The sequence below is a fragment of the Mesorhizobium sp. GbtcB19 genome (assembly GCF_019091085.1).
Classification (GTDB): domain Bacteria; phylum Pseudomonadota; class Alphaproteobacteria; order Rhizobiales; family Rhizobiaceae; genus Mesorhizobium.
In genome coordinates this window covers 1-236 of sequence record NZ_JAGXJY010000525.1, presented here as the reverse complement: position 1 = coordinate 236, position 236 = coordinate 1, and the positions used below count along the sequence as shown (strand labels likewise).

Below are 236 nucleotides of genomic sequence, written 5' to 3'. Positions count from 1 at the left end.
TGGCGACGTCATGCAGCGGCTTCAGCGCCACGACCACCTGCGCCGTCGAGCAGTTCGGGTTGGCGATGATGTTCTTGCGCGTGACCAGCGAGATCGCGTCCGGGTTCACCTCCGGCACGATCAGCGGCACGTCCTGGTCGTAGCGGAAGGCGGACGAATTATCGAGGACGCCACAACCCTGCTTGCCGATCTTCGGCGACCATTCCTTGGAGACGTTGCCGCCGGCCGACAGGAGG

The 236-nt window shown here is 64.8% G+C and carries 1 pseudogene; it reads right to left on the bottom strand.

The annotated features are described in order from the left end of the window. A pseudogene (locus KVT37_RS32925) lies at positions 1-236 on the bottom strand (aspartate-semialdehyde dehydrogenase); the annotation flags it as partial.